20 protein-coding genes and 1 riboswitch are annotated in these 18,290 nt (G+C 67.2%); of the genes, 1 reads left to right on the plus strand and 19 read right to left on the minus strand.

Annotated features, from left to right (window positions below):
- Positions 1-5: 5 nt before the first annotated feature.
- The 17 genes from H7F16_RS02165 to cbiE form a co-directional block, all read right to left on the minus strand.
- Positions 6-1,781 (minus strand): ABC transporter ATP-binding protein, encoded by a 1,776-nt coding sequence (locus H7F16_RS02165; RefSeq protein ID WP_185795907.1) that lies wholly within the window; start codon positions 1,779-1,781, stop codon positions 6-8.
- Complete coding sequence (locus H7F16_RS02170; protein WP_185795908.1) at positions 1,778-2,737, minus strand: acetamidase/formamidase family protein; 960 nt, start codon at positions 2,735-2,737, stop codon at positions 1,778-1,780. Before H7F16_RS02170 ends, H7F16_RS02165 begins: the two co-directional genes overlap by 4 nt.
- Positions 2,738-4,351 carry an ABC transporter substrate-binding protein gene (locus H7F16_RS02175; protein WP_185795909.1) on the minus strand — a complete coding sequence of 538 codons (1,614 nt, stop codon included), beginning with the start codon at positions 4,349-4,351 and terminating at the stop codon, positions 2,738-2,740.
- A 41-nt stretch (positions 4,352-4,392) separates the two neighbouring features.
- Entirely contained in the window at positions 4,393-5,313 is a 921-nt protein-coding gene (locus H7F16_RS02180) for an ABC transporter permease (RefSeq protein WP_185795910.1), read from the minus strand.
- Entirely contained in the window at positions 5,313-6,194 is an 882-nt protein-coding gene (locus H7F16_RS02185; protein ID WP_185795911.1) for an ABC transporter permease, read from the minus strand. The genes H7F16_RS02180 and H7F16_RS02185 overlap by 1 nt, the downstream gene beginning before the upstream one ends.
- Positions 6,172-6,774: an ANTAR domain-containing response regulator gene (locus H7F16_RS02190; RefSeq protein ID WP_185795912.1), complete on the minus strand. Its 603-nt coding sequence runs from the start codon at positions 6,772-6,774 to the stop codon at positions 6,172-6,174. Before H7F16_RS02190 ends, H7F16_RS02185 begins: the two co-directional genes overlap by 23 nt.
- The gene (locus H7F16_RS02195; protein WP_185795913.1) at positions 6,771-7,847 is read right to left on the minus strand and encodes a transporter substrate-binding protein; all 1,077 of its coding nucleotides are present in this window, start codon (positions 7,845-7,847) and stop codon (positions 6,771-6,773) included. The genes H7F16_RS02190 and H7F16_RS02195 overlap by 4 nt, the downstream gene beginning before the upstream one ends.
- Positions 7,848-8,062: 215 nt before the next feature.
- Positions 8,063-9,280, minus strand: coding sequence for a peptidase T (pepT, locus tag H7F16_RS02200; RefSeq protein ID WP_185795914.1), 1,218 nt, complete (start codon positions 9,278-9,280; stop codon positions 8,063-8,065).
- 3 nt (positions 9,281-9,283) lie between these two features.
- A complete protein-coding gene (gene cobF / locus H7F16_RS02205; RefSeq protein ID WP_185795915.1) occupies positions 9,284-10,042 on the minus strand; it encodes a precorrin-6A synthase (deacetylating) in 759 nt (252 codons plus the stop codon).
- 61 nt (positions 10,043-10,103) lie between these two features.
- On the minus strand, positions 10,104-10,907 hold the full coding sequence (locus H7F16_RS02210) for a CbtA family protein (protein WP_185795916.1): 804 nt from the start codon (positions 10,905-10,907) through the stop codon (positions 10,104-10,106).
- A gap of 20 nt (positions 10,908-10,927) precedes the next feature.
- Entirely contained in the window at positions 10,928-11,107 is a 180-nt protein-coding gene (locus H7F16_RS02215; protein ID WP_422121095.1) for a CbtB domain-containing protein, read from the minus strand.
- A gap of 34 nt (positions 11,108-11,141) precedes the next feature.
- Positions 11,142-11,373: riboswitch (cobalamin riboswitch) on the minus strand.
- Positions 11,374-11,429: 56 nt separating this feature from the next.
- Positions 11,430-11,738 (minus strand): DUF1636 domain-containing protein, encoded by a 309-nt coding sequence (locus H7F16_RS02220; RefSeq protein WP_185795917.1) that lies wholly within the window; start codon positions 11,736-11,738, stop codon positions 11,430-11,432.
- Positions 11,735-12,460 (minus strand): uroporphyrinogen-III C-methyltransferase, encoded by a 726-nt coding sequence (gene cobA / locus H7F16_RS02225; protein WP_185795918.1) that lies wholly within the window; start codon positions 12,458-12,460, stop codon positions 11,735-11,737. The genes H7F16_RS02220 and cobA overlap by 4 nt, the downstream gene beginning before the upstream one ends.
- The gene (locus H7F16_RS02230) at positions 12,457-13,779 is read right to left on the minus strand and encodes a cobyrinic acid a,c-diamide synthase CobB (protein ID WP_185795919.1); all 1,323 of its coding nucleotides are present in this window, start codon (positions 13,777-13,779) and stop codon (positions 12,457-12,459) included. The genes cobA and H7F16_RS02230 overlap by 4 nt, the downstream gene beginning before the upstream one ends.
- Complete coding sequence (gene cobM / locus H7F16_RS02235) at positions 13,779-14,561, minus strand: precorrin-4 C(11)-methyltransferase (RefSeq protein WP_185795920.1); 783 nt, start codon at positions 14,559-14,561, stop codon at positions 13,779-13,781. Before cobM ends, H7F16_RS02230 begins: the two co-directional genes overlap by 1 nt.
- Positions 14,558-14,908, minus strand: coding sequence for a cobalamin biosynthesis protein (locus tag H7F16_RS02240; protein WP_185795921.1), 351 nt, complete (start codon positions 14,906-14,908; stop codon positions 14,558-14,560). The genes cobM and H7F16_RS02240 overlap by 4 nt, the downstream gene beginning before the upstream one ends.
- Positions 14,905-16,083 carry a precorrin-6y C5,15-methyltransferase (decarboxylating) subunit CbiE gene (gene cbiE / locus H7F16_RS02245; RefSeq protein WP_185795922.1) on the minus strand — a complete coding sequence of 393 codons (1,179 nt, stop codon included), beginning with the start codon at positions 16,081-16,083 and terminating at the stop codon, positions 14,905-14,907. Before cbiE ends, H7F16_RS02240 begins: the two co-directional genes overlap by 4 nt.
- Between cbiE and H7F16_RS02250 the strand changes: the two genes are divergently transcribed.
- Positions 16,082-16,834, plus strand: a complete 753-nt coding sequence (locus H7F16_RS02250) for a cobalt-precorrin-6A reductase (RefSeq protein ID WP_185795923.1) — start codon at positions 16,082-16,084, stop codon at positions 16,832-16,834. The genes cbiE and H7F16_RS02250 overlap by 2 nt on opposite strands.
- Here H7F16_RS02250 and cobJ read toward each other — a convergent pair.
- Positions 16,810-17,556: a precorrin-3B C(17)-methyltransferase gene (gene cobJ / locus H7F16_RS02255; protein ID WP_185795924.1), complete on the minus strand. Its 747-nt coding sequence runs from the start codon at positions 17,554-17,556 to the stop codon at positions 16,810-16,812. The two genes, H7F16_RS02250 and cobJ, sit on opposite strands and share 25 nt — an antisense overlap.
- Positions 17,553-18,290, minus strand: coding sequence for a precorrin-2 C(20)-methyltransferase (locus tag H7F16_RS02260; protein ID WP_185795925.1), 738 nt, complete (start codon positions 18,288-18,290; stop codon positions 17,553-17,555). Before H7F16_RS02260 ends, cobJ begins: the two co-directional genes overlap by 4 nt.

Raw genomic sequence — 18,290 nt, forward strand, 5'->3', positions numbered from 1 at the left:
AAGCCCTAGACCTGCTTCTGCACCAGATGGCCGCCGCCGATATCGACCAGTTCCACGCGTTCCGGCCCGTGACCGATGGCGTGGACAGGGCTTGGCACCTCGCCCGCCAGACGCAGGCTTGCGGCCCGCTGGTGGGTGGGGTCGGGCACGGGCACCGCGTCGATCAGGCGGCGGGTGTAGGAATGTTGTGGATTTCCAAAAACTTGCGCCCGCGTTCCCAGTTCGACGATCTGGCCCAGATACATCACCGCCACGCGGTCCGAGATGTTTTCGACAACCGCCATATCGTGACTGATGAACAGGAAGGCGATACCGAATTCCTGTTGCAGGGCGCGCAAGAGATCAAGCACCCGCGCCTGCACCGAGACGTCGAGCGCCGAGACGCTTTCATCGGCGATGATCAGTGCGGGGTTCAGCGCCAATGCACGGGCGATGCAGACGCGTTGGCGCTGTCCGCCCGAAAACTCGTGCGGGTAACGGTCAAGCCCGTCCGCCGACAGACCGACCCGCGCCATCAGGTCCGCCGCCCGCGCCCGCTGTTCCGCCGCCGTGCCGACGCCGTGGATCACCAGCGGTTCCGCGATCAGCGCGCCCACGGTCATGCGCGGGTCGAGAGCGGCCATCGGGTCCTGAAACACCATCTGCACGCGGCGGCGCAGCGCCTTTTGGCCCGCGGCATCCAGCCCCTCCAACGCCTGTCCGCCCACCTCGATCCGGCCCGCATGGGGCACGAGGCCGACGATGGCCTTGGCGATGGTCGATTTGCCACATCCGGATTCTCCGACAAGGGCGAAGGTCTCGCCCCGCCGGATGTCGAAGCTGACATGTTCCACGGCGTGGACGTTCTGGGTGACCCGCCCCAGCAATCCACCGCGCAGCGGGAAACGCACGACCACATCGCGCAGGCTGGCGATGGTGTCGCCCGTCACTTCGGCGCGCGCGGCGCCTGCGCCCATGCGCGGCACGGCAGCGAGAAGGTCGCGCGTGTATTGCGCGGCGGGGCGGGCGAAAAGGTCGGCGGTTGTCGCCTCTTCGACCATCGCGCCGTCTTTCATGACGATCACGCGGTCGGCCATTTCGGCGACCACGCCCATGTCATGGGTGATAAGGATGATGGCCGTGCCCATGTCGCGCTGAAGGTCGCGCAACAGGTCCAGAACCTCGCGCTGCACGGTGACGTCGAGCGCGGTCGTGGGTTCGTCCGCGATCAGCACCTCGGGGCGCAGGGCAAGGGCCATCGCGATCATCACGCGCTGGCGCATCCCGCCGGAAAGTTCGTGCGGATACTGGGTCATGCGCCGTTCGGGCTGCGACAGGCGCACGGCTTGCAGCGCCTGCACGGCACGGGCGCGCGCCTCGGAGCGCCCCACGGGTTCATGGGCGCGGATGGCTTCGACCAGTTGCGCCCCGACCGTAAGCACGGGGTTAAGGCTGGTCATCGGTTCCTGAAAGATCATCGCGATCCGGTCGCCACGCAGGGCGCGCATCCTGCTTTCGGGCAGGCTGGTCAGTTCGGTCGCGCCCAAGCGAACGCTACCGCCCGTCACCCGCACCGCAGGGGGCGGCAAAAGGCCCATGATCGCAAGCGAGGTGATCGACTTGCCGGACCCGCTTTCGCCCGCAATCGCCAGCATCTCGCCGCGCCGCAGGGTAAAGGAAAGATCCCGCACAAGCGGCTTCAGCCCGTTTTCGGTGCGAACCGAGACACAGAGGCCATCGACCGCCAGCACGGGGGCATCCGGGGCCGCGACAGCCCCGGATATGTCTTGCATCGCGGTCATTCGAACACGCAGCGCGGGAAGTAGAAGCTGACCACCCAGTTCGGCATATCGACGATTTCCGAAATCCGCAGGTCGCCGCAGGTCGACACCAGCATATAGGCATCGACCGCCGCCATGCCGCGCGTGGCGCAAAGGAAGTCGACCATATTGGCCACCGCATCTCGGCTTGCCGCCATAAGATCGGGGCCGATGCCCGTCGTCACCTCGTAGCCCTTGGCATCCAGATGGCGGGTGACGGGGCCAGAGGTGGTAAAGCGCGGTGTCTTGAGGTTCGCGCCTTTCACGAGGTCGAGTGTCAGGACCACATCCATCGGGGATTCGATGGCGGTGCCGCACACCTCGCCATCGCCTTGGGCGGCATGGGTGTCGCCCACGCTGAACAGGGCGCCCGCGACTTCGACGGGCAGGTAAAGCACCGTGCCCGCATTCAGATCGCGGATGTCGAGGTTGCCGCCCACGCGGCGCGGCGGGACGACCGAATGCAGCCCCTTTTCCGCCAGCGCGTTGCCGATGGTTCCGGCAAAGGGTTTCAGCGGCACGCGGGCCACATCGGACCACAGAGCCGGGGCCATGCTGGCGGGGTCGTATTTCCACACTTTCAGCGCGGGTTCGGTGAACTGGTCGGCAAGCAGGCCGAAGCCGGGGATATTGGCCGTCCAGCCGAAACCCGCGCCGTCGAATGCACGGGGGGCGAAGCTTTCGATCGTCACCTTGACCGCATCACCGGGTTGCGCACCCTCGATGTAGATCGGACCCGAGACGGGGTTGATCTTGCCGAAGTCGAGGCTGACCACATCGGCCACGGTCGACGACGGGCCAAGCTGGCCCGCCGAAGAATCGTTGCAGTGAAACAGGATCGTCGATCCGGGTTCGGCGCGCACGACGGGGGCAAAGGAATTGTCCCAGCCGAAATGGTGCTGCGCGCCGTGGATCGTGTAGTTGCAGTCCTTGCACATTTACTGCTTCACCCAGACGTAGTCGTAGTTGACCGGAATCGAGACCGGGTCGACGTAAAGCGCGTCCTCGCCGCCCATGCGGTCGGATTTCATGGTGTAGCGTTCTTCGTTGAACACCGGCACCCAAGGCGCCTGTTCCATCACGCCCATGTAGACATCGGACCAGAGTTTCAGGCGGTCTTCGGCCTTGGCGGGGTCGGCCATGCTGTCGGCTTCGGTCGCTTTGGCGTCAAGCGCCTCGTCGCAGAATTTGGACCAGTTCCAGCCACCGTCACCGGCACCGGCGCAACCAAGGATCGGGCCGTAGAAGTTCGACGGATCGGGGAAGTCCGCGATCCACGCCATGCCGCCCGACCAGACCATCGGCGCGGTGCCTGCGCCGCCGGCCTCGATCACGTTGGCCTGTGCCAGCGACTGGATGTTGGCCTTGATCCCGATGGCCGCAAGATCCTGCTGGATGGCCTGGGCGATACGGGGGTTCGGGTCGGTGTTCATGACGTAAAGCTCGGTTTCGAACCCGTCCGCCAGACCGGCATCGGCCAGCAGTTTCTTGGCCGCTTCCACGTCATAGGCGTAGCCTGCGTAATCCTTGGTGTAGCCCGGCATCGAGGGCGGCAAGGGCTGCGTGGCAGGCACGGCGCGGCCGTTGATGATCTGGACGATGCGGTCCTTGTTGATCGCCATGTTCACGGCCTTGCGCACCTCGACCTTGTCGAAGGGCGGGGTCTTGACGTTCAGCGTGATGTAGCCCGTCTGCAACTGGCCGCCGATGACGACATGCGCGGCCTGGGCGGGGTCGCCCATCACCTCTTGGAATTTCGCGGGGGGGATGCCGTCGCCGGGGACGTCGACTTCGCCGTTCTGCAGGCGCAGCAGGGCGACGACGGGTTCCTGACCGACCTCGAACACGACCGAGTCGAGGAAGGGCACGCCCGGACGCCAGTAGTCGGCGTTCTTCTCGAAGACCAGCCGTTGGCCAAGCGTCCATTCTGCCAGTTTGTAAGCGCCCGTGCCGACCGGCTGCTTGCCGAAATCGGCCCCTGCGGCATCGACGGCCTCTTTCGGCACGACCGAGGCGAAGTTCAGCGCCATGACATGCAGGAAGGTGGCGTCGGGGCGCGACAGGGTGATCTTGACGGTCAGCGGATCGACCACTTCCACGCCCGACAGCCCGTCGGGTCCGGCCTTGTCGAAGCCTGCGATCGAGCCGAAGAAGCCCGCACCCGGCGATTGGGTGGCGGGGTCGGTCACGCGGCCGAGCGAGTATTTCACGTCTTCCGCCGTCATCTCGCGGCCGTTGTGGAATTTGACGCCAGCGCGGAGTTTGAAGGTGTAGGTCAGGCCGTCTTCCGAGATTTCGTAGCTTTCGGCCAGACCGGGGCGCAGCTGGGTGGTGCCGGGGACATAGTCCATCAGCCCGTCGAAGAGCGATTTGATCATCGACCAGTTCTGCCAGTCATAGCCGATGGCAGGGTCGAGGGTTGCCACGTCGTCCTTGTAGGTCACGGTGATCGAGCCGCCGGCCTTGGCTGCCGGATCGGGGGTGTAGTCCTGTGCGGCGACGGGCAAGGCCAAGGTCAGGGCCAGGGCGGTCGAGGTGAGCCATTTCTTCATGTTTTTCTCTCTCCTGTTGGTGGGCCAGAAACGGGGATGCGCTACCGGAGCCGGATGCGCGGATCGACGAAGGGGGCCAGAACATCGGCCAAAAGGTTACCCAGAACGATGGCGCAGGCCGAAACCAGCGTGACACCCATGATGATCGGGATGTCGACGCGCTGGATCGCCTGCCACGCAAGCTGGCCGATGCCGGGCCAGCCGAAGACGGATTCCACGACGACGATGCCGCCCATGAAGATGCCGATATCGATGCCGATCATGGCGATGATGGGCAGAACGGCATTGGGCAGGGCGTGGCGGAAGATGACGCGGCTGCGGGTCAGCCCCTTGGCGCGGGCGGTGCGGATGAAGTCGGCGCGCAGGACGTCGATCATGCTTGACCGCATCATGCGGCTGTACCAGCCGGAGCCGAGGATGCCCAAGGTCACCGCAGGCAGCACCAGATGCCGCCATGTGCCGTAGCCGCCGATGGGGAACCAGCCGAGTTTGACGGCAAAGACGTAAAGAAGCAGCAGGCTGACCACGAATTGCGGGGCCGAGACGGTCACGAACGAGGCCATCATCAGCGCCTGATCGGCAAGCCGGCCGCGCAACAGGGCGGCGGCGATGCCCATGCCGAGGCCAAGCGCCAGCTCGCAGGCGATGCCCGCCAGCATCAGTTGCAGCGTGGCCGGAAGGCGCGAGGCGATGAGTTCGGCGACTTCGGTCTTTTGCAGGTAGCTGCGTCCCAGATCACCCTGCGCCAGACCGGCGAGATAGCGCCCGTATTGCACGACGAAGGGCTGGTCGAGGCCCAGTTGCCGGCGGATGTTTTCAACCGTTTCCGCAGTGGCCGAACGGCCCGCGATCTGGCGCACCGGATCGGCGGGCAGGACGTAGAGCAGGAAAAAGGTGATGAAGCTGACACCCAGCAGGATCAGGACCGCCTGCACGATGCGCCGGACAAGATAGGCTGCCATCAGTCGCGCCCCCGTTGCGTCGGGTCGAGCACATCGCGCAGCGCATCGCCCACAAGGTTGAAGGCAAGCGCGAGCAGGATGATCGCGGCCCCGGGAATGAACACAAGCCAAGGGGCGGCCTGAAAATAGGTCTGGTTCTCGAAGATGATGTTGCCCCAGCTTGGTGTCGGGGGCTGCACGCCAACGCCCAGAAAGGACAGGGTCGCTTCAAGAAGAACCGTCGTCGAGATGCCGAGCGTGCCCCAGACGATGATCGTGGGCACCAGATGCGGCAGGATGTGGCGGAAGAGGATGCGCCCCGTGCCCGCGCCCAGCGTCCGCTCGGCTGCGATGAAGTCGCGTGTCGCAAGCGAGGTCGTTTCGGTATAGATCACCCGCGCCGTCTGCACCCAGTTCACCAGCGCGATCACAAGGGCCACGATCCAGAGCGAGGGCTGGAAGATCGCGGCAAGGCATATCGCCAGCAAAAGCGCGGGAAAGGCCATCATCAGGTCGGTGAACCGCATCAGGGCCGATCCGACCCAGCCGCGGAAATAGCCCGCGACGATACCGACCGCCGTGCCGATCAGCAGCGCCATCCCGTTCGCCACCACGCCGATGACAAGCGAGGTCTGCGCGCCGTAAAGGATGCGGGTGAAAAGATCGCGGCCCAGCAGATCGGTGCCGAAGATGAAGGTGGCATTCGGTGGCAGGGGAGCGCCCTCGATGGTCAGACCGTCGAAAAGCTGTTCGTCGGGCTGGAACGGCGCGATCCACGGCGCGAGAATGGCCCCCGCCACGACCAGCACGATCAGCGCAAGGCCAAGCAGCGCCATCTTGCGCTGCATCAGCCGTGCCATCGGCCCCGCCGGGCGCAGGTCAGCCACGGTTCTGTCGCTCATCCGGCCCTCCGTCCAAACCGGCCACGACGCGGGCGGCGGCATCCTCGAAAGTCACGCGCCAAGCCATCGCCATCTGGCGCAACTGGGCATAGGCCTCGGCTTCGGTCTTGCCCTTGGCGGCAAGGGCTGCGACCGCCCGCACCACGGTTTGCCGCTCGTCCAGCCGCCGGCGCAGGCCTGCAATCTCGACCGAAAGCGCGCGCTGCGCGTCAAAGGCATCGCGGGCGATGAGCAGCGCGGAATATCCCCCGTTGTCACCGACGGGCTTCAAAAGCTGCGCATGTGCGCCCGCACGCAAGGCCCATTCGATGCGCCCCGGAGCCTCGGACCCGATCAGCGCGATCATCGGCATGGGGGATTCGCCGGGCGACCACGGGAATTGTTCGTCATGGCCCATGTCGGCGTCGAAAAAGACGAAATCCGCGCCCAGCGCCTCGGCCCCCAGTTCGGGCCAGACCTGCGCCACGCGCAGGCCGATGGCGGCAAGCTGGCGTGTCAACGCCTGCACAGTGGGGTGCGGGCGATGCAGGATCACCGCCTGCGCGCCACCAAGGTTCTGGATGCGGATCGGCCGTCTCATGACACCACCCGCAACGAGGGGGCGGGGGCGACGCGCCCGCGGGTCAGGTAGGGGTCGCCCGCCACCGCGGATTGCGCGCGGACCACCTGAAACGCGCCGCCGCGCACCTGCGCGATCAGCACCGGCAGGCGGGTATGATGCGTCTTTTCATCGACCACCGAGGCCGCACCGGACAAAAGCGAGGGAAGGCCCGCGTTCTCGATCCCTTCGCGGCCGTGCAACAGCCGCGCGAGTTCGCGCACCGCCGCAAAGGCCGCCGCTTCGTGCGACGAGCCGAAATTGCCGCCCGGCCAATCCTGCGCCCCGCGAAAGTAGGGGCCTGCGGCAACCAGCCCTTCGGCGGCCTGCCCAAGGGCGGGAAATTCGCATTCGGTCAGGTTGCAGGACAGGACCGGACAGTTCTGCGCGGTGAAATGCGCATCTTCGCGGCCAAGCGCGCGATAGGCGGCAAGAAATTCGTAGGACGAGGGGCCGATCAGCGAATTCACGATGAAATCGGGGCGGGCGAAGCGGATTTCGTCAATCATGCGGCCCACTTCGCGCGAGCCGATGGGAAGGTAGCGTTCGCCAAGAACCTCGCCACCCGCTTGCGTCACCACCTCGCGGGCAAGGCGGTTCATCTCCCAGCCCCAGATATAGTTCGAGCCGGTCAGATAGGTGCGGCGCCCGTGGGCAGGCATCACCCAGTCAAGCAGCGGTAGAAGATGCTGGTTCGGGCAGGCGTGGGTATAGACGACGTGATCCGAGGCCTCGAACCCTTCGTAGGGGACCGTATACCACAGCGTCCCGCCCAGCTTTTCCAGAACGGGGATCACCTCTTTGCGGCTCCAGCTTGTCACGCAGCCGATGACATGGCGGGCAGAGGTGTCGCGCAGGATTTCTTCGCACAGGGGGCCGTAAAGATCGACGTTCCCGCCGGGATCACGTTCGACCGGGACGAAGGAGATGTCGAGCGCGGGGTCGGCGTTGACCTGCGCGATGGCGGAAAGGGCACCCGAACGGCAGGCCTCGGCGATCAGCGTATAGCTGCCCGACCGCGAATAGAGCAGGCCCAGTTCGATCCGCCGTTTCATTCCGCCCCCGTTTGCCACCCCCGAAAAGCAACGGGCCCCGATGCGGGAAGCGCAAAACTTCCTGCATCATGGGGCCCGTGTGCCGCTCGGCGTCTCGCCAATGTCGGACAGACACTAGGCGCAAGTCGTCGCGGGTCAAGGGGCTGCGCGCGTTCCGGCGCCGTGCCAGATGGCGATGGCGTAAATTTTGGGCAATCGGGCGGGTGCCGGACCCTCTAGCCCCGCACCAGCCGCAGCAGAACCCGCACGGCCGCCGCCATGTCCTGCACCGAGACCCATTCGAGCGGGCCGTGGATTTCCTGCATTCCGGTGAAGATGTTCGGCGTGGGAACGCCCATCTCGGTCAGCCGCGAGCCGTCGGTGCCGCCACGGATCGGGACGGAAACCGGCTCGATCCCCTCGGCAAGGCAGGCGGCGCGGGCGCGTTCGACGGGGGTCATGTCCTTTTCCAGCCAATAGCGCATGTTGCGGTATTGCTTCTTGATCTCGACCGTCACCTCGGCGCGCGGTTCGCCCGCCTGCACGGCGGCGCAGACCTGACGCAAGAGCGCACCTTTGGCTTCCAGCCCGTCGAGTTCGAAATCGCGCAGGATGAAGCGCAGCTCGGCCCCGGCTGCCGTTCCGGTCATTTCGTAAAGGTGGATAAAGCCCTCGCGGCCTTCGGTCACTTCCGGAACCAGCGTGCCCTGCGGCAGGGTGGTCACGATCCTCGCCGCCAGATGCAGGGCGTTGACGAGCTTGCCCTTGGCATAGCCCGGATGGGCCGAGACGCCGGTGATCCTGACCACCGCGCCATCGGCCGAGAAGCTTTCGTATTCGATCTCGCCCACCATGCCGCCGTCGAGCGTATAGGCGAAGTCGGCGGCCAGATCGGCGGGCAGGCGTTTGTCGACGCCGCGCCCGATCTCTTCGTCAGGGGTAAAGGCAAGGCGGAGGGTGGGGTGGGGGATGTCGGGGTTGGCCAGCAGGTGGCGGGCCAGCGTCATGATGATCGCGACGCCTGCCTTGTCATCGGCCCCGAGCAGCGTGGTTCCGCTGGCGGTGATGATGTCATGGCCCAGCTTGTCGGCCAGATGCCGGGAATTGGCGGGCGAAAGCAGCAGGCCCGGCGCATCGGCAAAGGTGATGTCGCCGCCGTTGTAGCCGCGATGGACGACGGGTTTGACGCCCGTCGCGTTGAATTGCGGGGCGGTGTCGACATGGGCGAGCAGGCCGATGGTCGGCCCGGCGGCGGTGGCCGGAACGGTCGCAAGCACCGCGCCGTAGTCGGTCACGCGCACATCGGATGCGCCGATGCCTTCCAGTTCCGCCGCCAGAAGGCGCGACAGGTTCAGCTGGATCGCCGTGCTGGGTGCTGCGGTCGAGCGTTCGTCGCTTTGCGTGTCGATGGCGGCGTAGCGCACCAGACGGTCTTCAAGTTCCCGGTCGAACATCGCCTATCCTTTCCGGCGCAGCACATAGATATCCATGATCCAACCATGCTCTGCCCGCAGCCGCTCGCGCAAGGGCGGGATGGTGGCGGCCATTTCGGCAAGCGGGCCTTGGGCAAGAACCTCTTCGGCCATGCCGACATAGGCACCCCACCAGATATGCACACCCGCAGGCGGAAGGGTCAGGAAAGAGCATTCGCCGTCGAGCATGACGACCAGCGTCCCGATGCCCTCGGGCCAGCCGTGGTCGCGCAGCTGGCGGCCCGTGGTGACGGTGAAGGGGGCGCCCACCTCGTTGACGGGGATGGCGTGGCCTGCGGTGAGAACCTGAACCGAGGTCACGGCGGGAATGACCGTGACCTTTGGCTGCGGGGCAAGCCGCGCCGCGATGCGCAGCGTGCTGTCGTAAAGCGAGGGATCCCCCCAGACGAGCAGGGCGACACGACGGATTTTCTGCGAAAATTCCCGCCCCGCGCCCGCCCGTGCGATGGCCGCCACCCATTCGGTGGCGATGGCATCGTGCCACGCCTCGACCCCCGCAAGGTAGCCTGTGGAGACATCGCGCTTGGGCATGTCGAATTCCGCCACGGCCACGCGGGGCGCATGTTCGGCCAGCATGGCGTGGCGCAAACCGGCAAGGTCGGATTTGTCCGGCCCCTTTTTCGGGATCAGGATCAGGTCGGCCTGCCGCATCGCCTTGATCGCCTGCAGCGTCAGATGGTCGGGGTTTCCCGTGCCGATGCCGATCAGGAACAGCTCTTCCATCCGTCTCTCCTTTGCGGAACGGGGGCCAGACCGGCCCCCGCCCCTTTTGCGACATGCCGTCTTATACGCCGTCGCCGCGCGACCAGAAATGACCCGCGATCCAGCCAAGCGCCGCCCATGCGAGCAGACCGACGCCCAGCACCCGCGCCGCGAAGGCCGCGGCGAGTTCGGGCGGGGCCACGCCGAAGTAATCCCCGAGCGTGGGCGCGCCGATCACATGCGGCAGGGCAAGCGCCGCCCCGGCAAGGACGAAAGCCCAGGGCTTGCGGCCATAGCCGAGCAGCAGGAAGCCCGCCGCCGTCAGCCCTGCCGTGGCCCACCACCAGACCTGTCGCGCGCCAAGATCGGCCGCGACGCTGCCCGGAAGTTCCGGCGGCAGGCCCAGAGCGGGGGCAAGCTGGAAGGCGGCGTATCCGCCAAGCCCCCAAAGCAGGCCCTGCAACGGACCGACGCGCTGCCCCATCGCCGTCGCCGCTCCGAAGCCTGCAACAAGGATGAAGGCGTAGGCCACGTAGATCAGAACGGTGAAGGCGACGGTCAGCAGGTCACGCTTTATATCCGGCCCCGTGCCATGACCGGCTGTGCCATGTTCATGGGCGGAATGGTCGTGCCCCGCTTCTGCCTCTGCGTCCGGCGCAGCCTGTGCCACAGCGGCCCCGTCTGCTGCCCCTTCTGCGGCCGCGTCTGCTGCCGTGCCGTGGTCGTGGGCATGTCCTGCGGGGGCGGCGAAATGGACCCTTTCGCCCGACTCGAACTGTTCGCCCGCGAGAATCAGGGGTTGCACAAACCAAAAGTGCAACAGGGCGGCAATCAGCCCTGCTGCACATCCGGCGAACACCGCGCCGGAGACCATGCGTTGAAACATGGTTCTATCTGGTCAGAAGCTCAGTGGCAGGGGAAGCCGGTCGCATGACGCATGTCATGCGCGGCGTCGTGCAGCGTGGCCGACTGGGCATGGCCTGCCACGAACATCAGGGTCACGCCGATCGCCATCACGGCCATGATCGAACCGGCAGCCTGTGCCAGCGAACCCGAAAGCGTCTTTACCGAGGTCATCGTCTTCATCTCATCATCTCCCGACCGTCACACCCGACGGCGTATGTTTCACTCGCACAAGGTCGGTCTCCTGGCTCGCGGGTCGCGGCAGCCTTCGCCTTCCCATCCGTTGCCGGCTATGCCGGTTCCAGACAGTGGCATCCGAAGGCCGCTCGCCGCTTACAGTCGCGGGGGCGGCTGGGGCTGGGGGCGCCTCGGTTGGTCCGCCCTTCCCCATTCCCGTTTCAGTCCCGGTGCTTTGCACCATGCGGGACACCTTGTCGTTACATCTGTCACAGCAATGGGCGGAACGGTCAAGATGCTTTGCGCCACATCAGGGCGCGTCCGCGACCTAGGCGGGGATCCGCGCCACAGCCTTTGTGCGCAGCGCACCCAAGGGGCGGGCGTCGGCAAAGTTCCCGTCGGGCGAGGCGGCATAGAGCCGGGCAAAGGTGACCAGATCCGGCAGGTCGGATTCGGCCACGTCTCCGAACAGGTAAGCGGTCTTGCCAGTGTCGCGGAAAGACACCGTGGACGGGCGCGTGCAGCCCGACATGCATTCGACCAGGCCGACCGTGGCTGCGCTGCCGAGTGCGGCCTGAAGCGTTTCGGCAAAGCCGGACCGGCCCAAGGCGCAGGTCGAGCAGAGCGTGACCTTCATGCGTCCTCTCCGGCCAAGGGACCGTAGAGGATCAGGCCCGGAAGAAGCCCCGGCCCCTGTGCCAGATGCGATGCCAGCCCCTCGATCGTCGTGCGGGTCAGTTTCTGGTCGGGGTGACCCACGGCTTCGGCCAGCAGGGCGGGCGTATCGGCGGGCAAGCCATGCGCCATCAGTTGCGCGCACATGGCCCCGAAGGTGCGTTTGCCCATGAAGACCACGGTCGTTGCCATCGGGTCGGCCAAGGCCGCCCAGTTGAGGTCGGCGGGCAAACCGCCCGTCACATCGGCCCCTGTCAGGAACTGCACCCGCCGCGCCGTCAGACGCCGCGTCAGCGGAATGCCCGCAGCGGCAGCGGCGGCACTGGCCGAGGTCACGCCGGGGATGATCTCGTAGGGGATGCCCGCCGCGTCGAGCGCGGTGGTTTCCTCTTCCAGCCGCCCGAACAGCCCGCAATCGCCCGATTTCAGCCGCACGACGCGCGCGCCCGTCGCCGCATAGTCGACCAGAAGGCGGCTGACATGGTCTTGCTTGGGCGAGGCACGGCCCGCCCGCTTGCCCACGCCGACCAGATCGGCACCCGCCCGCGCATGCGACAGGACCGGACCCGACGACAGGTCGTCGAACAGCACCGCATCGGCGGCCTGCAACCGCGCCACGGCTTTCAGCGTAAGCAATTCGGGGTCGCCCGGACCCGAGGAGACAAAGGAAACGAAGCCCGTCATGTGGCCTCCGCAATCAGATGGAAAAAGGTGCCGGTGGCCCGGCCGCCGCCCGGAAAACCGCGCCACGACCCGGTTTCCGCGACATCTGCCCCCGTGGCATCGACCACGCGGGCAAGCGGCGCATTGGGTTGCGACAGGATCGTGGCGTAGTGGAATTCATGCCCGCGCAGACGTGCGCCCGCCGCATGGGCGGGCATGGGAACAAGCGTTTCGGCAAGGCGATAGCCCAGATGCATCCGCCGCTTCTCGAAGCTGGTTTCAAGCCCCAGAAGCCCCGCCATTTCGTGGCGCGTGCCATCTGCGGCAACGATCCCCTGCCCCATCGCCATGTAGCCCCCGCATTCGCCATGCACGGGGCGGGTTTCGGCAAAACCGGTCAGGCCCTTGCGGAACCGGCCTGCGGCTGCAAGCCGTCCGGCGTGGAGTTCGGGGTAGCCCCCCGGCAGCCAGCACGCGCCTGCGCTGTCGTCCGGCGCCTCGTCGGCCAGCGGCGAGAAGGGCAGGATGGTTGTCCCCGCCCTGCGCCAGCCTTCGAGCAGATGCGGATAGACGAAGGAGAAGGCCGCGTCGCGTGCCAAGGCGATGCGTTCGGCGGGCGGCGGCACGGAAAGGGCGGCACCTGCGGCCCGCGTCGGGGCAGATGCCGATTGCAACGCGTCAAGGTCGATGTGTGTGGCGACGAATTCGCCGGCCTCGGCCATGATGGCGGCCAGTCTTGGCAATTCCTCGGCCTGGACCAGACCGAGGTGGCGTTCGGGCAGGGTGATCGAGGATTTGCGCGGCAAGGCCCCGAAGACGCGGATGCCCGCGCGGTCCATCCCGTCGCGCACCAGCGCCTCGTGGCGGGGCGAGGCGACCTTGTTCAGCACCACGCCCGCGATCCGCACATCGGCCCGCATCGCGGCAAAGCCCAGCGCCACGGCGGCGGCCGATTGCGCCTGCCCGCCCACATCGAGCACCAGAACCACGGGCCAGCCCATCAGCGCCGCGATGTCGGCCGAAGCGCCCGTTCCCGCCTCGCCCGGCTTGGCGACACCGTCGAAAAGGCCCATCGAGCCCTCGGCGATCACCAGATCGGCCCCTTTGGCCACCTGCGCCAGCCCTGCCAGACGGTCGGCCCCCATCGCCCATGCGTCGAGGTTCACCGAAACCCGCCCCGCCGCCGCCGTATGGAAAGCGGGGTCGATGTAGTCAGGCCCGCTTTTGAACGGTTGCACCACGACCCCGCGCGCGCGGAAGGCGGCAAGCAGGCCCAGCGTCAGCGTGGTCTTGCCGGTTCCCGAGGCGGGGGCCGAGATGAGCAGGCCGCGAGGCAGCATCAGACACTGTCCGGAAAGCGCGGGTGCGTGCCGACGGGACGGTAGCGGCGGTCGTAATCGCCCGCATAGAGGCGGCTTTCGGCAAAATCCTCGGCCCCGATGGCGCGGCCGACCATGATGAGGGCCGTGCGCTCCATTTCCCCCGCAATCGCGGTTTCCAGCGTTTCGAGGGTGGCGCGCACGATCCTTTGGTCGGGCCATGTCGCCCGCCAGACCACCGCGACAGGGCAATCGGCGCCGTAATGCGGGGTCAGTTCGGCGATCACCTTGTCGAGGATGTGGATCGACAGGTGGATGCAGAGCGTCGCACCCGTGGCGGCAAAGGCCCCGAGGTTCTCGCTTTCCGCCATGGCGGTTGCCCGGCCCGAGGTGCGGGTCAGGACGACGGATTGCGCCACTCCGGGCAGGGTCAGTTCCGCGCCCAGGGCCGCTGCGGCGGCTGCAAAGGACGGAACCCCCGGCGTCACGTCATAGGCAATGCCCATGTCACGCAGGCGGCGCAACTGTTCGCCCATCGCGGACCAGACCGAAAGGTCGCCCGAATGCAGCCGCGCCACATCCTGCCCCGCTTTGTCGGCCGCCGCGATTTCGGCCATGATCTCGTCAAGCGACAGCGAGGCCGTGTTCACGATCCGCGCGCCTGCGGGGCAATGCTGCAACAAAGCCTCGGGGACCAGAGAGCCTGCGTAAAGGCAGACGGGCGAGGCGGCGATGAGATCGCGGCCGCGAATGGTGATAAGGTCGGCAGCCCCCGGCCCCGCCCCGATGAAATGAACCGTCATGCCCCGTCTCCTTCCGCTATCGCCGCCGTTGCCATGCCGTTGGGTGTCACCACCCGCGCCACGACAAGCCGCGCTTTCGCCCCCGCTGCCCGCAAGGCCGCCGCTTCCGCGACCGACCCCGTGCCGAAGGCTTCCTTCACACGCGCCGACCGGGTCGGCGTTTCCGTTCCCGACACATCCACGGCCCGCACCGCCAATCCTGTCCGCGCGGCCAGCGCCGCCATCACCGCAGCGTCCGCCTTGCGTATATCGGTCGCCAGCACATCCGCTTTCCCCGCAAGCGCAAGTGCCGCCATCAGGTCCTCGACCGTGGCGGCTGCGCGAAAGCCCAAGCCTGCCACCCTCATCGCACGACGCTCCACTGCACCACGGGGCGCGCGGCCTGCCAGTCGCGCATACGCCCAAGGGTGCCTGCCTGCGCGATATCATAGCGGGCAAGGCTGCCGCCATGCGCGGCGTGCAGGCCGTAAAGCAAGGACTCGCTTTCCAGCGTCACGGCATTCATCACCACCCGGACGCCGGCGGGCAAGGCCGACCAGAGCCGAGCCATCAGGTCCGCATCGGCACCGCCCCCGACAAAGACGGCATCGGGCCGGGGAAGCGAGGCAAGCGCATCGCCCCATGCAGCCTGATGCACCGTCAGGCGGTGGTCGATGCCGAACCAGCCGGCATTCGCCACGATATTGGCCGCACGTTCGGGCCGCGCCTCGACCGCATGGGCAAACCCGCCGGCAAGGCACCATTCGACCGAGATCGACCCCGACCCCGCGCCAAGATCCCACAGCGTCTCGCCCCGTCGCGGGGCCAGAGCCGAAAGCGTCAGCGCACGGACGGGGCGCTTGGTGATCTGGCCGTCACTTTGGAACATATCGTCCGGCAAGCCGCCCGAACGCGGCAGGCCGTTGCCCTTTGCCACGATGGCGACGGCCACGGGGGCCGTGATACCGGTCACGTCAAATCCTGCGGCGGTGGTCGTGGCAATGCGCGCGCGCGGGCCGCCCAGAGCCTGCAACACGGTCAGATCCGAAGCCCCGAACCCCGCGCCGACCAGCCATTCGGCCAGTTCGGCAGGGGCCTTGCCGTCGCGCAGCAGGCAGATCGCCCGCGACCCTTCGGCCAGCACCCCGCGCAGGCGCGCATAGGGGGCCGCGTGCAGGCCCAGACAATCCACCGACTCGATCCGCCAGCCAAGGCGCGCGGCGGCGAGCGCAAAGGTCGATGGCGCCGGATGCGCCACCCATTCGCCCGCCACCAGATGCGCGGAAAGACTGCCCCCCGCGCCGAACCAGAACGGGTCGCCCGAGGCCAGAACCACCACGCGCCGCCCCCGCAGGGCAAGCACGGGTGCCACATCGAAGGGCACGGGCCATGCGCGGCCACGGTCTGCGGCGTTCACCAGTGCAAGATGGCGCGGCCCGCCGAAGATCACCTCGGCCGCGTCGATTGCGGCGCGGCTTGCATCGGCCAGCCCTGCCAGTCCATCTTCGCCCAGACCGATGATCGAAAGCCAGACCTCAGCCATGACGCGCATCCTTCTTCTCGGCGGCACGACCGAGGCTTCCGCCCTTGCCGCCGAACTGGCGCGTTGCGGGGTGGATGCCGTCTTTTCCTATGCGGGCCGCACCGCGGCACCCGTGGCGCAGCCGCTGCCCACGCGCACCGGCGGGTTCGGCGGGGCCGACGGGCTTGCAGCCTATCTTGGCGCCGAAGGCATAAGCCATGTGATCGACGCCACCCATCCCTTTGCCGCCGGAATGAGCCGGAACGCCATAGCCGCATGCAGGGATACACACACCCCGCTTCTGGCGTTCGAACGTCCGGTCTGGATGGCCGGTCAGGGCGACCGCTGGAGCCATGTTGCCGACACCGAGGCCGCTGTCGCCGCCCTGCCCGACAGCCCTGCCCGCGTGTTTCTTGCCATCGGGAAGCAGACGCTGCATGCCTTTGCCGCCAAGCCGCAGCATCATTACCTGCTGCGTCTTGTGGATCCGCCCGAAGCGCCGCTGCCGCTGCCGCTGGCCAGCGTGATCCTTGCCAAGGGCCCCTTCAGCGCAGAAGGCGACGAAGCCTTGCTGCGGGCCCATGCCATCACCCATGTCGTCGCCAAGAACGCCGGCGGCAGCGGAGCCGAGGCGAAGCTGCACGCCGCCCGCGCCCTTGGCCTGCCCGTGATCCTGATCGACCGACCGCACCTTCCCCCCCGCGCAAGGGCGGAAAGCGTGGCCGAGGTGATGGCGTGGATTGCCGGTCATCCCGCCCGCCTTGGCGTATAGACCCAGCTGCCCACCCGGCGCGTGGCGGAATTGCCGACGATCACGACGGTCCGCATATCGGCCATTTCGGGCGTGGCCTCGCCCAGTGTCACGGTCACGATCCGCTCGTCCGGCGTGGTCACGGCGCGGGCAAAGGTGATGAGGCGATCGGGGCCGCACACCTCGCGCAGCACATCGAGCGCGCGGGCGAACTGGTGCGGGCGCGAGGCGGAGCGGGGGTTGTAGAAGGCCATCGCGAAATCGGCCTCACCTGCCAGACGCAGGCGCTTTTCGACCAGCTCCCACGGCTTCATGTTGTCCGACAGGTTGATGGCGCAGAAATCATGGCCCAAGGGCGCGCCCGCATGGGCCGCCGCCGCCAGCATCGCCGTGATGCCCGGAAGGATACGGATTTCGGGCAGGTCGCCCGCGAATGCCTCTGCCGCCTCGAACACCGCGCTTGCCATCGCGAACACGCCCGGATCGCCCGAGGAGACGACGACCACACGCTTGCCATCGGCGGCCATCCGGAGGGCCAGCGCGGCGCGGTCCATCTCGACACGGTTGTCCGAAGGGTGCAGCGTCAGCCCCGGGCGCGGGGCGACCCGTGCGACATAGGGAATATAGCCCACGACATCGGTCGCCTGCGCCAAGGCCTCGCGCACCTCGGCCGTGACCATCCCCTCGTCGCCGGGACCAAGTCCGGCGACCGCGACCCAGCCCTTCGTTCCCAAGCCCTTCATTCGACGGCCTCCAGTTCCGGCCTGCGCCCGTGCCCGTGGACAAGGACGATGGCGAAATAGGGAACGTCCGAGACATCGACATCGACCAGCCGCGCGATGCGCTGGTCGGGCATGGTTCCGCGTTCGACGAGCCATGCCTGATCGAGCCGCCCTGCCGCATCGAGCGCCGCCCGCACCTTGGGCAGGTTGCGGCCCGTCTTCATCACCACAAGCGCGTCGGCGGCCTGCATGTGATGCACAAGATCGGCCTCGGGCAGCGTGCCCATCAGCACGGTCAGCACATCGTCGCCCCAAGTGATCGGCGTGCCCGTGGCGGTCCAACAGCCGGTCATCCCCGTGATGCCGGGGATGACCTCGACCACGGCGCGGCCTTGCAGGCGGGTGTAGAGGTGCATGAAGGAGCCGTAGAAGAAGGGGTCTCCCTCGCACAGGACGACGACATCGGCGCTTTGCGCCACTTGTGCCAGACGGTCGGCCCAATCGTCGTAGAACCGTGCCAAAGCGTCGCGGTATTCCGGCCCGTCGAAGGGCAGTTCGGTCGTGACGGGGTATTCCATCGCATATTCGGTGACGCCCGCCGCCAGCATTCCCTGCACGATCCGCCGTGCCTGACCCTGACGCCCCTTTTTGCGGAAATAGGCGACATGGGCCGCGCTGCGGATGGCCCTGTCGGACCGGACCGACATCAGGTCGGGGTCGCCCGGCCCGAGACCTGTGCAGATGATCTTGCCCAT

The sequence above is a fragment of the Paragemmobacter straminiformis genome (assembly GCF_014243445.1).
Taxonomy (GTDB): domain Bacteria; phylum Pseudomonadota; class Alphaproteobacteria; order Rhodobacterales; family Rhodobacteraceae; genus Paragemmobacter; species Paragemmobacter straminiformis.

What these genes read in the sequence shown, in the direction of transcription:
- H7F16_RS02185 (WP_185795911.1), bottom strand. Translation starts at nt 6,194, where the DNA reads ATGAGCGACAGAACCGTGGCTGACCTGCGCCCGGCGGGGCCGATGGCA.
- H7F16_RS02250 (WP_185795923.1), top strand. Translation starts at nt 16,082, where the DNA reads ATGACGCGCATCCTTCTTCTCGGCGGCACGACCGAGGCTTCCGCCCTT.
- pepT (WP_185795914.1), bottom strand. Translation starts at nt 9,280, where the DNA reads ATGTTCGACCGGGAACTTGAAGACCGTCTGGTGCGCTACGCCGCCATC.
- H7F16_RS02195 (WP_185795913.1), bottom strand. Translation starts at nt 7,847, where the DNA reads ATGAAACGGCGGATCGAACTGGGCCTGCTCTATTCGCGGTCGGGCAGC.
- H7F16_RS02220 (WP_185795917.1), bottom strand. Translation starts at nt 11,738, where the DNA reads ATGAAGGTCACGCTCTGCTCGACCTGCGCCTTGGGCCGGTCCGGCTTT.
- H7F16_RS02240 (WP_185795921.1), bottom strand. Translation starts at nt 14,908, where the DNA reads ATGAGGGTGGCAGGCTTGGGCTTTCGCGCAGCCGCCACGGTCGAGGAC.
- cobJ (WP_185795924.1), bottom strand. Translation starts at nt 17,556, where the DNA reads ATGAAGGGCTTGGGAACGAAGGGCTGGGTCGCGGTCGCCGGACTTGGT.
- H7F16_RS02260 (WP_185795925.1), bottom strand. Translation starts at nt 18,290, where the DNA reads ATGGGCAAGATCATCTGCACAGGTCTCGGGCCGGGCGACCCCGACCTG.
- cbiE (WP_185795922.1), bottom strand. Translation starts at nt 16,083, where the DNA reads ATGGCTGAGGTCTGGCTTTCGATCATCGGTCTGGGCGAAGATGGACTG.
- H7F16_RS02210 (WP_185795916.1), bottom strand. Translation starts at nt 10,907, where the DNA reads ATGTTTCAACGCATGGTCTCCGGCGCGGTGTTCGCCGGATGTGCAGCA.
- H7F16_RS02165 (WP_185795907.1), bottom strand. Translation starts at nt 1,781, where the DNA reads ATGACCGCGATGCAAGACATATCCGGGGCTGTCGCGGCCCCGGATGCC.
- cobF (WP_185795915.1), bottom strand. Translation starts at nt 10,042, where the DNA reads ATGGAAGAGCTGTTCCTGATCGGCATCGGCACGGGAAACCCCGACCAT.
- H7F16_RS02190 (WP_185795912.1), bottom strand. Translation starts at nt 6,774, where the DNA reads ATGAGACGGCCGATCCGCATCCAGAACCTTGGTGGCGCGCAGGCGGTG.
- H7F16_RS02215 (WP_422121095.1), bottom strand. Translation starts at nt 11,107, where the DNA reads ATGAAGACGATGACCTCGGTAAAGACGCTTTCGGGTTCGCTGGCACAG.
- cobA (WP_185795918.1), bottom strand. Translation starts at nt 12,460, where the DNA reads ATGACGGGCTTCGTTTCCTTTGTCTCCTCGGGTCCGGGCGACCCCGAA.
- H7F16_RS02175 (WP_185795909.1), bottom strand. Translation starts at nt 4,351, where the DNA reads ATGAAGAAATGGCTCACCTCGACCGCCCTGGCCCTGACCTTGGCCTTG.
- cobM (WP_185795920.1), bottom strand. Translation starts at nt 14,561, where the DNA reads ATGACGGTTCATTTCATCGGGGCGGGGCCGGGGGCTGCCGACCTTATC.
- H7F16_RS02170 (WP_185795908.1), bottom strand. Translation starts at nt 2,737, where the DNA reads ATGTGCAAGGACTGCAACTACACGATCCACGGCGCGCAGCACCATTTC.
- H7F16_RS02230 (WP_185795919.1), bottom strand. Translation starts at nt 13,779, where the DNA reads ATGCTGCCTCGCGGCCTGCTCATCTCGGCCCCCGCCTCGGGAACCGGC.
- H7F16_RS02180 (WP_185795910.1), bottom strand. Translation starts at nt 5,313, where the DNA reads ATGGCAGCCTATCTTGTCCGGCGCATCGTGCAGGCGGTCCTGATCCTG.